6 protein-coding genes and 1 tRNA gene are annotated in these 11,553 nt (G+C 40.3%); 3 read left to right on the top strand and 4 right to left on the bottom strand.

What is annotated here, in order from left to right; translation table 11 throughout:
• The first annotated feature begins 162 nt into the window (after positions 1-162).
• Positions 163-1,863, top strand: a complete 1,701-nt coding sequence (gene pta, locus ACLD6A_RS00985; protein WP_410313323.1) for a phosphate acetyltransferase — start codon at positions 163-165, stop codon at positions 1,861-1,863.
• A 174-nt stretch (positions 1,864-2,037) separates the two neighbouring features.
• Positions 2,038-3,267, top strand: a complete 1,230-nt coding sequence (locus tag ACLD6A_RS00980) for an acetate/propionate family kinase (RefSeq protein WP_246904962.1) — start codon at positions 2,038-2,040, stop codon at positions 3,265-3,267.
• A 90-nt stretch (positions 3,268-3,357) separates the two neighbouring features.
• Here ACLD6A_RS00980 and aroA read toward each other — a convergent pair whose 3' ends face one another.
• Both aroA and ACLD6A_RS00970 read right to left on the bottom strand, forming a co-directional pair.
• Positions 3,358-4,728: a 3-phosphoshikimate 1-carboxyvinyltransferase gene (gene aroA, locus ACLD6A_RS00975; RefSeq protein WP_410313322.1), complete on the bottom strand. Its 1,371-nt coding sequence runs from the start codon at positions 4,726-4,728 to the stop codon at positions 3,358-3,360.
• A gap of 88 nt (positions 4,729-4,816) precedes the next feature.
• Positions 4,817-4,890: transfer RNA gene (locus tag ACLD6A_RS00970), tRNA-Pro, on the bottom strand.
• A gap of 166 nt (positions 4,891-5,056) precedes the next feature.
• On the opposite strand from ACLD6A_RS00970, the gene ACLD6A_RS00965 reads away from it, so the two are divergent.
• Complete coding sequence (locus ACLD6A_RS00965) at positions 5,057-6,151, top strand: ABC transporter permease (protein ID WP_246904958.1); 1,095 nt, start codon at positions 5,057-5,059, stop codon at positions 6,149-6,151.
• A gap of 73 nt (positions 6,152-6,224) precedes the next feature.
• On the opposite strand, the gene glgX is transcribed toward ACLD6A_RS00965, so the two are convergent.
• Positions 6,225-8,354 carry a glycogen debranching protein GlgX gene (gene glgX / locus ACLD6A_RS00960; protein WP_102694822.1) on the bottom strand — a complete coding sequence of 710 codons (2,130 nt, stop codon included), beginning with the start codon at positions 8,352-8,354 and terminating at the stop codon, positions 6,225-6,227.
• 100 nt (positions 8,355-8,454) lie between these two features.
• Positions 8,455-11,496 (bottom strand): DNA polymerase I, encoded by a 3,042-nt coding sequence (gene polA, locus ACLD6A_RS00955; protein WP_410313321.1) that lies wholly within the window; start codon positions 11,494-11,496, stop codon positions 8,455-8,457.
• Positions 11,497-11,553: the final 57 nt, after the last annotated feature.

The following is an 11,553-nucleotide window of genomic DNA, read 5'->3' as shown; positions in this document are numbered from 1 at the left end:
CGAATCAAAATTTATATTGCAGAATTACTACTATGTGCGTGTATAAAAACAAAAAGCCGTACAATAGAACAAGCTTGGCTATATTGCAAAACTTAAGTAATTTAATTTTTACAATATGAAACCTAACAGCACAACACGAATAGTATCAAAGGAGAACGCATCGTGTCACATATTAATGTAACAATTATTGGCAACGAAGATATGTACGGCAGAAACGCTGTTGCACTCGGAATAACACATATTCTGTCTAACAACTACAGCACTACTATTTTTCGCCCATGCGCTCAAACCAATGACGCTTTCACTAAACAACTTTTGGGTATTGCAAATACTTCAGCAAAATTAGAGCAAGTTATTGCATCCACTCCAGAAATAGTCAGAACAAATAAAGACACAGTGCGCGGAGATATTGTTGCAAGATACAATGAAGTACTACAATCAACATCCGCCCAAGCTTCTGTTATTGTTTCAAGCGACGCAAGCCCTGTATATGATCCAGATTTATTTGCTTTTGACGCAACTGTTGCAGCAGACTTAGCTTCGCCTGTTTTTCTAACTGTTTGCGCAAAGGGACGAAGCTCAGAGCAAATCTTACAAACTATTAATACTGCCAACGCTTGTATTATGAAGGCTTGCACGCAAATTTTGGGCGTTTTTGTTACTGACTGTTCTGAGGAACTTGGCGCTGAAGTAATGAAAGATTACACAGCTAGAAATTGTGCAAATTCTAGCGAAAAAGAAACTCGAGTAAGCCAAACACCATTATGGGTGCTGCCTCAAATAAACGAAGAAAACAAAAATAGTTCGTTAGAAATATTCGTAAACTGCATTAGAGAAAAAGATATTCTTAATGCGCTGCACCAGCCATTCAATGTACCAACTACCCCATACGCTTTTCAATACAGTCTTTTAGGAAAAGCAAAAGAACAGAAGAAAACAATTGTTCTTCCAGAAGGAGAAGAAGATCGCATATTAAAAGCGGCAGATTACTTGCTTGAACGAGATATTGTGAATCTTATTATTGTTGGAGAGCGCGAATCAATATTGAAGCGTGCTGAAGAGTTAAATCTTAATTCAGTTTGCAAAGCAAGTTTCCAATCTATGAGCGATGAAGCAATGCTTAGCCATATGATTACAAAACTTTGCGAATTAAGAGCAAAGAAAGGAATGACTGAATCACAAGCAAGAGAACAACTTAACGACGCAAGCTATTTTGGCACTATGCTAGTTGTGCTTGGACAAGCAGATGGTCTTGTGTCTGGATCTGTTAATTCCACTGCAAATACTGTGCGACCAGCATTACAAGTAATAAAAACAAAAGCCGGCTCTAAGCTGGTTTCTGGCGCATTTCTTATGTGTTTTAAAGATCACGTAGCAGTCTTTGCAGATTGCGCTATTAACACAAACCCGAATGCAGAACAGCTAGCAGATATTGCGATTCAGTCTGCGAATACTGCTGCAGCATTCGGACTAGATCCTAAAGTTGGAATGCTTTCTTATTCAACGTTAGGATCTGGTAAAGGCCCAGATGTTGACATTGTAGAAGAAGCGACGCGAATAGTAAAAGAAAAAGCTCCAGATTTAGCCGTAGTTGGTTCTATTCAGTTTGATGCAGCTTGGTCTCCTACAGTTGCTGCAGCAAAAGCAAAAGATAATCCTATTGCAGGTCACGTGAATGTATTTGTGTTCCCTGATTTATGCGCAGGAAATATTGCGTATAAAGCAGTACAACGCTCAAGTGGAGCACTTGCAGTTGGCCCTATTTTACAAGGTCTAAATAAGCCTGTAAACGACTTATCTAGAGGAGCTTTAGTACAAGATATTATTAATACTGTTGCTTTAACAGCTATTGAAGCTCAGTGAGAATAAGATTTTGTGCAGAAAGCTATAAAATCAACAAAAAATAAACTGTTAAATGTTCTTCACATATTTTAGATTGTTATGGCACAAAATAACTCTCCGTATTGTAGGAACTTAACGGTAAACTAGAGCGTGGCAATTTACAAGCCTTATCAATACTTTATGGAGGATGCCCCAATGGCAAAAACCGTTCTTGTTATCAATTCTGGTTCCAGTTCGATTAAGTATCAGCTCGTTGACTTGGAAAGCGGTGAAGGTATCGCTTCCGGCATCGTTGAGAAGATTGGCGAGCCAGTTGACGGCCACTACAAGCACGTATTCAATGGCGAAAAGCATGAGTTCGACGAGCCAGTTCACGACCACGAGCAGGGCTTAAAGCGCGTACTTGGTTTCTTCGAAGAATATGGTCCAAAGCTTTCGGAATCCGGCATTGTGGCAGTTGGACACCGCGTTGTTCAGGGTGGCTTGACCTTCCCTAAGCCTGCATTAGTCAATGAGAAGACAATCAACAAGGTTAAGGATTTGGCAGTTTTGGCTCCACTTCACAACGGCCCAGAGGCTGTTGGCGCTGAAGTCATGACTGAACTTTTGCCAGACGTTCCGCAGATTATGGTATTCGATTCTTCCTTCTTCCATGCTTTGCCACAGGTTGCAGCAACTTATGCTTTGAATAAGGAAATTGCAGACCGCTATCATATTCGTCGCTACGGCGCTCACGGCACTTCTCACGAATACATTGGTTCTGTTGTCCCAAGCGTTGTTGGTAAGCCTGCAGAAGGTTTGAAGCAGATTGTTTTGCACATTGGTAACGGCGCTTCTGCTTCTGCCCAGATTTCTGGCAAGCCAGTTGAAACTTCCATGGGCTTAACCCCACTCGAAGGCTTAATGATGGGCGGACGCACTGGCGATATTGATCCAGCAGTAGTCTTCCACCTTATTCGTAACGCTCACATGAACGTGGACGAACTTGACACTCTCTTCAACAAGCGTTCCGGCATGATGGGTATGACTGGCCACGGCGATTTGCGCGATATTCACAAGCTCATTGCAGAAGGCGACGAAAACGCTAAGCTTGCTCTCGGCGTATACGTACACCGTATTGTTGGCTACATTGGTAACTACACCGCTCAAATGGGTGGCGTTGACGTCATTACATTCACAGCAGGCGTTGGTGAAAACGACGAAATCGTGCGTGCTCGCGTATGCGAAAAGCTTGAGCCATTCGGCGTTAAGCTCGACAAGGAAAAGAACTTGGTTCGCTCTAAGGAGCCACGCGTTATTTCCACTCCAGACAGCTCTGTGATTATTGCTGTAATTCCAACGAACGAAGAGTTGGCTATTGCACGCAAGGCTGCAGCTATTGCTGAAGCTGGTGAAGATACCTACGGCAACAAGTTTAAGAACTAAATATTTTATTTGTGCTGCTAAAATATGCAGCCATAAATAAGAATTCCCGAGCAGATTATCTGTTCGGGAATTTTTATAATTATTGAAAAATTATTGGGAAATCATACTATTCCACATTCCTGGGAAATCTGGGATTGTTTTTCTAGTTGTGGCAATATTTTTGACCCTTACATTTTCTATGCGCAGTCCAAGCATTGCAGCAAACGTTGCCATACGATGATCTGCATAAGTTTCCATAACTTCCCCATGCACATAATCACTTGGCTCAATACTGATGCCATCTTCAAGCTCTTTAGCACCAATACCGACTCTATTTAATTCTTTAACTAAAGCTTCTAAACGATTAGTTTCATGGCCACGTAAATGAGCAATACCGTGCAACTGACTTACTCCATCCGCAAAAGCAAGAATAGCTGCAATGCTTGGAGCAATCTCCCCCGCTTTACTTAAATCTAAAGAAGGAATTGCATGAATACGGCCATTTCCTTTTACACAAAGAACTCCAGACCCAGTGTTTGTATCGTTCTCTTCAAAATTAACAACAGCACCCATACGTTCAAGTATGGCCGGCAACAATCCGCCAGGTTGAGTCGTGCGCTTAGGCCAGTTTGGAACTCTAACTATGCCCCCTGAGATTAAAGCAGCCCCTAAAAATGGCGCAGCATTAGACAAATCTGGTTCAATAACTACAGTATTTGGTAAAACTAATTTTGATTCCAAAACAGCCCAACTAATAGGCTCTATCATTTGGACTGTGCCACCAGCCTTTTTCACATCATCTATTGTCATTAAAATATGCGGCATGCTCGGCAAATTTTTACCAATATGTTCAATATACAAACCGTTAGGTATGCGAGAACCAATTAGCAATAATGCTGAAATGAATTGTGACGATGCAGAGGAATCAATGCAAACAATATTTTCCACATTGCGAGTTTTAAGTTCTAATGATTTAGGAGGAGTAATCGTGTACGGCAAAAAACCAGTTTCGCCGTGATACTCCACGTGAGCACCAAGCTGTTCTAAAGCGTCAAGAACTGGCTTCATAGGGCGAGCATAGGCTTGCTTATCTCCATCAAAGCGCACAGGTTTATTCGCAAACAATGCTAGAGCAGACACAAAACGCATTACAGTTCCAGCTAGTCCGCAATATACTTCAGCATTATCTTCAACTCTAAAAATTCCGTCTTCTGGAGGAATTACGCGCAGTTTCGTGCCCTCTTCATTTAGAGATTCACATTTAACTCCGAATGTAGATAACGCGTTAATCATGAGCTCAGTGTCTCTAGAGCGCAACAATCCTTGTAAAACTACAGGTTTTGTACCTATTGCTGCCAATATTAAATAACGATTTGACAGGGACTTACTACCAGGAACCTCAACACAAGCTTTTAATTGATGATTAGAATACGGTGCTTCCCAACAAGTAGCACAATCCACAGTATCGTTAATATCACTCATAATATGAATACTATCTATTAATATGTACGGATACGTGCACAGATAATTGTTGCAAGCTGAATAAAATATTTCACTAGATATAAAAAAGTCGGGGTGACAGGATTCGAACCTGCGACATCCTGCTCCCAAAGCAGGCGCGCTACCAAACTGCGCTACACCCCGAGGCTTTTGAACTGTTAACCAGCTCCAAGCACAATCAAATACAATAGCGCACTTTGTCGACAAATGCAAATTTTCGACACACGTGGCGTGTATAAAATTTTATGCGTGCTTGACTTTAGTGCAAACTGTACAATGTAATTAGTTAACAAGATAAAGGGGCTAAAGTATGGGACGTTTCCAGCGAACTGAAGCAATGGGATTAATAGCGTTTCTTGTATGCGCATCATTCGCAATGGTTACTATGTCTATGTACATGTTGGTTATGCCAGCATTTTGGCAAATTAGCCAAAGACTTTTCCTTACAGCCTCAGGAATTGTGGCTTTGTGCAGCATTGGCGCTTTTATTATTGGCTATTTGCGTACTAATAAAAAATTTACCGGACACCATCTGATTCGCATAGTAAAACATACTTTTGAAATTACAGCGCTTTCTACAATTTATGGCGCAACAATGTTTCTTATGTCTTTTGCTTTGCTTTCCATCATAAACAGTATTATTGGCAAATCTGCAATGAACAATTACTTGCCGGTATTATGTTCAGCATTATCTGGAATTGTTGGTTACGCAACACTTATTCAAGCTGAGCTTCTTGAAGCTAAAACTGTAGCTTCCCTGCTTCCGCTATTCGTTATTTCGGGCGCTGCAACTGCAGGTCTTACCACGGATGACCCTTACTGGTATAACAATAATTTTTCTCAGCTTGGCGACAGAACCACTTTTGCAGCCAGCATGTTTAACGCAACGCTTGTACTATCTGGAATTTGTATTATCATAACAAGCTACTTTGCTATTACAGAATTTGTTGCAACCCAACGCGAAATATTGCAGCACAATAATGAAGATCGCACGCGTCATTTTAGAACTCGCACAACCATTATGGCTACTTTGCTTATTTTAGGCGGTATTGCTTTTATTGGCATAGGAACTTTCCGTTATACACCTCATCCTTTTCTTCATGACTTGTGCGCTAGAGGCGTAACTGGATTAATTTGCACAATGCTTGTATGCTTGCCTTGGTTAGCTCCTCGCCTTTCTCGCACATTTTATGTAGCTTCTGATTTAGCTGTTGTTCTTACAGCTTGGGCTGGAAATCAGTGGATGCACGGTCACAATACTCTTACTAATGTTGAAGCATTATCTTGCCTGCTATTTCTAGGATGGATTATTGTTTTTTCAAGGCAGGTTGCAGCTATGCAAACTGACCGTCTTCAATCAAAAATTAATCAGGCTATTATAGCAAATAGCAGCGCAGGAAACTAAATTCCCTACGCTGCTTCAATCTTATGAAATTATAAAATTATTTGCGATTAAATTATTTTTATTCGAATCTTATTTAATGTTCTGGCTTATGCTCGCTCATAAGTAGCAAGAAGCTGCGAGATTGAGCCACAATATTAAATCCTGCCTCATATAAAAGCTCAGGGCCTTTTGGATTGTAAGTGTCTACAATAAGCTTCCACTTTTCACCATAACGCTTGTCTGGCAATGTAAAAGTAATAGGTTCATAATGAGCATTAAATATAAGAATAAAGTCGTTATCGACCATTCTTGTTCCATACCAGTCTGTTTCTGGAATGTCGGATCCATTCAAATAAATCATCACGGAAAGCGCGTGAGTATTTGACCAATCTTCCATGTCCATAACAGTTCCGTTATGATCAAGCCATTCAACCTGTGGAATATCGCAAACGTCATCATCGCTTGAACGCCCAGTAAAGAAGCGACGACGATGCAAAACAGGGTGATGAAGACGCAAATGAATAAGCTTGGAAACGAAATCAAACATATCACGTTGAGTTTCGTTATAATCCCAGCTCATCCAAGAAATAGCGTTATCTTGACAGTAAGCATTATTATTGCCGTGCTGTGTACGCATCACTTCGTCGCCTGCGCAAATCATAGGAATACCCTGACTCATAAGCAATGTTGAGAACAGGTTACGTATTTGTCTCTCGCGCAGCTCATTAACATCGTGAATACTAGTAGGACCTTCTACACCGCAATTCCAAGAACGATTGTCGTTTGCGCCGTCGTTATTCCCTTCTTTATTCGCCTCATTATGCTTTTCGTTATAGCTTACTAAATCGTTCATAGTAAAGCCGTCATGAGCTGTAATGAAGTTCACAGAAGCAACAGGCTTACGTCCATTTTGCTCATACAAATCAGAACTTCCCATAAGCCTACTTGCAAACTCAGGCAAAGTAGAAGGCTGCGAGCGCCAAAAATCTCGCACACAATCACGGTAGCGACCATTCCATTCGGACCAGCTTGGAGGGAATCCACCAACCTGGTAGCCACCAACACCAATATCCCAAGGCTCTGCAATAAGCTTTACGCTAGAGATAATAGGGTCTTGCTCAATAATGTCAAAGAATGCAGAAAGTTTATCTACTTCTTGGAACTGGCGAGCAAGCGTTGCAGCTAAGTCGAAGCGGAAGCCATCAACGTGCATTTCAGTCACCCAATAACGCAAGCTGTCCGTAATCAAGCGCAATGCTTTCGGCGATCGCATAAGCAAAGAATTACCAGTACCAGTAGTATCAAAATAATGACGCTGATCGTTGTCTACAAGACGATAGTATGCACGATTATCAATTCCACGGAAGCTTAAAGTTGGGCCTCTATCGTTTCCTTCAGCAGTGTGGTTATAAACTACGTCAAGAATAACTTCCATGCCAGCAGCATGATAAGCCTTAACCATTGACTTAAACTCATTAACCTGCTCACCGCGCTGACCAGAACTTGAGTAAGAATTTTGCGGAGCGAAGAAACCAATGGTATTGTAACCCCAATAGTTGCTCAATCCCTTATTTTGTAAGAATGAATCATTTACAAACTGATGAATTGGCATAAGCTCAATCGCCGTAACACCAAGCTTCTTCAAATAAGAAATAACGCTTGGATGCGCAAGACCTGCATAAGTTCCGCGAATATCTGCAGGAACACGGCTATCAAGATTAGTCATACCACGAACATGAGCTTCATAAATAACAGAATCATGGTATGGAATCATAGGATGCTGATCATTACCCCAATCAAAATATGGGTTAATAACAGCAGCTTTCATTGTGTGAGATGCAGAATCCAAAGTATTCATTGCAGAAATATCATCCGGATTATCAAACCAGTAAGAAAACAGGCTCTCATCACCGTCAATATTGCCTTCAATTGCTTTTGCATATGGGTCTAAAAGAAGCTTATGCGGATTGCACCACAATCCGTGCGAAGGATCGTAAGGACCATGAACACGATACCCATAACGTTGGCCAGGCTGAATACCTGATACATAGTTATGCCAAACGTATGAGTTCTGTTCGGTCATATCAATACGTGTTTCATTATCATTCTCGTCAAACAAGCATAATTCAACGCGCTTTGCGACTTCGGAAAACAGCGCAAAATTAACGCCGGCGCCATCATAATTGGCACCAAGCGGATACATGGAACCTGGTCTTATATGCATAATATAAGTATCTCATATATTTGCGCACTTTTCACGCTATGTTGCTTTTATTTGAAAAAAGATGAAAATTTATACAAATTTATTCAAATGTATGCAAAATTTAATGAGCTGCTAATTGCCAATCAACACCAACGCCAGTTGATACGTTAAGCGGAACATCTAAATTAACTGCATGTTCCATAGCTTCTCGCACAATATTTTCTACGCTATCTTTTTCTCCGTGCGCAATTTCCAAAATTAATTCATCGTGAATTTGTAAAATTACGCGACTTGCCAATTTAGAATTTCGCAAACCTTTATCAACACGTATCATTGCAAGCTTCATAATATCGGCTGCAGTTCCTTGAATTGGAGCATTTAAAGCCCCACGCTCGGCAGCTTCGCGAGCTGCACGATTATTTGATGACAACTGTGGGAAATACCTACGCCTACCAAACATTGTTTCTGTATACCCAAGTTCTTTAGCTTTTAAAACCAAAGACTCCAAGTAATCATGAACTTTTCCAAAAGTATCAAAATACTTATTTTTCAATACTTCGGCAGCAGACGGCGTAATAGAAAGTTGTTTTGCCAAACCATAAGTGCTCAATCCGTACGCCAAACCGTAGCTCATAGCTTTTACGTGAGAACGCTGATCACCACTAACTTGATCTACAGGTATTTGATAAACCAGGCTTGCTACATATTTATGAAAATCCGCACCAGAGCAGAACGCTTTAATAAGAGTTTCATCATGAGAAGCATGAGCCATAATACGCAACTCAACTTGAGAATAATCACAGCTCATTAAATATTCAAAATCTTCACCTGGAACAAACGCTGCACGGATTTCACGACCAGCAGCATTACGATTAGGAATATTTTGCAAATTCGGATCTGCAGAACTTAATCTTCCTGTTGCAGCAATAGTCTGCTCAAATCTTGTATGAATACGTTTATCGTCATAATGAGCAGCATCAATTAAGCTTTGCACTATTTGCTTTAACTTATTTTTCTCACGATGACTAAGCAGAGCCCCCAAAAATTGGCTTGCAGGTTCTTCAGGATCAAGTTTCGCATACATTGCTTGCAAAGCTTCAGCATTAGTAGTGTAAGAACCGTTTTTTGTGCGCCTAGTTGGTTTAAGAGCAAAATGATCAAACAGTATTTGCTGCAATTGCTTAGGACTTTGCAAATTCACACGATTTCCCGCAGCCTGCCAAGCCATATTCTGAGCAAATTCAGCATCGGAAGAAAATTGCTGGAACATGCTACTTAAACGCTGCATATCTACAGCAGCACCAACATCTTCTAATCCTCGCAAAACTCTTGAAATAGGCATTTCCAAGTTCGACATCAAACCTGTTTGTTTTCTAGAATCCAATTTTGGCGCAAATTGAATAGCTAAAAGACGCGTAAGAACAGCAGTTCTTAAAATTTTACCTTCAAATTTTTGCGTTTCTTCTTCGCTTGTTTTAGCTTCATCTAAAGCTGACGAATCATCAAGTAAAAGATCAAGCTCACCCTGCTTAGCTTCCTGATTATCCAAATCTTCATCATCGCTTGAAATATCTAAATAATGTTCTGCCATATTTTCAAGCGTTTCAGCGCGAAAATCAGGCTCAAGCAAATATGAAGCCAATCTTGTGTCAAGAAGAGGCGTAATACTAGGATCTTCGCAATCGACTAATTTCAAAGATGACAACAATCCTAAATGCTTTTTATAATCGTGCAAAACTATTGAAGAAGCATATTTTTGCAAAAATTCTCTTAAAGCTTCGAGTAAGGAATTTGTCTCTACATGCAAGTCTGAAGCATAAATTAGCGCTGCACTACCCTTAACAAGCAGCAATAAACAGTCTGCTTTTAAACCAAAACGATGCTTTGACTGGGTGCTACTTTCATGAGCATATACGACTAATTCGCGATTATTTAATATTAAATCTGCACATTTTTGCTCATTATCAATAAGTTTTTCTGCATCTAAAGAAGAATCATCTCGCGAAGAATCTTTCGTATTGTCTTCTTCTAGGAAGGTAGATACGCTAGTTTCCCACTCGCGTAAATCTTCTAAAGATTTAATATGACTTACTTTAGTATTTTCTAGTACATCTTGAAGATCTTCAGAATCAGAAGTTGATTGCTCGCCGCTGTTTAAATGCTCTATTTCGACATTTCCTTCATATGTTGAAGAAAGCATAATTCGCATATTGTTATCAAGCAATTGCTGATTTGTGCGGCTAAAAGCTTTAAGAATCTTACGCTTTTTTAATTCACCAAACTCAAGTTGAGATAACAACTCTCCCAATTTCTTAGCATTAATATCTTCACCAAAACGCAAATTATCAACACTAATACCAAGATCTAAGTCACGAACCAAAGCATTAACTCGACGGTTCAAACGAACCTGATCAATATTTTCTCGTAAAGCTTCACCCTTTTTACCTGTAATCTCACCTGCATGAGAAATAATATCTTCCAAGCTGCCGAACTGGTTAATCCATTTGGCGGCATAGCCATCTCCAACACCAGGAACACCAGGAATATTATCTGCAGTTTCGCCTCTTAAAGCAGCTAAATCAGGATATTGCTTAGGAGTAACATTATATTTTTCTAAAACGGCAGCAGAATCCATTTGTTTCAAATCTTTGAAATGCTGCCCCGGATAAAGAACTGTAATATTGTCGTCAATAAGCTGGAAGGCGTCTCGATCTCCAGAAAGAACTAAAGTTCTATACCCTGAATCAGCGCCCATTGTTGCAAGTGTTCCAATAACGTCATCACCTTCATAACCGGGTTTTTCAATATAAGTAATATCTAGAAAACGGAGCATCTGCTGAATAAGAGGCAACTGAGAAAGAAGCTCTTGAGGAGCAGCTTCACGCGTACCCTTATACTGAGGAAGCATCTTATTTCTAAAAGTGCCACCTTTAACGTCAAAAGCAATAGCTAAACGGTCAGGATTTTCTTTTCTTACCACTTGCGAAAGCATAGTGATAAAGCCCCAAACAGAATTGGTTGCCTGACCATAGCGAGTAGAAAAATTATCCGCAGAAACTGCAAAAAAAGCACGGAACGCAAGAGAATGGCCATCAACGACCAACAACGTTCCTTTCTCATTCTTAAAATCAGAAGAATGTTCTTCGACGATGCTGGTATCCACTGTTGACTACTCACCCACGTTCCGTAATTATTACAAATTATGCTAATAGTATTCAGC

The organism is Gardnerella sp. Marseille-Q9691 (assembly GCF_046507715.1).
Taxonomy (GTDB): Bacteria; Actinomycetota; Actinomycetes; order Actinomycetales; family Bifidobacteriaceae; genus Bifidobacterium; species Bifidobacterium greenwoodii.
The sequence above is the reverse complement of the archived record's forward strand: the minus strand, read 5'-3'. Positions and strand labels throughout refer to the sequence as shown.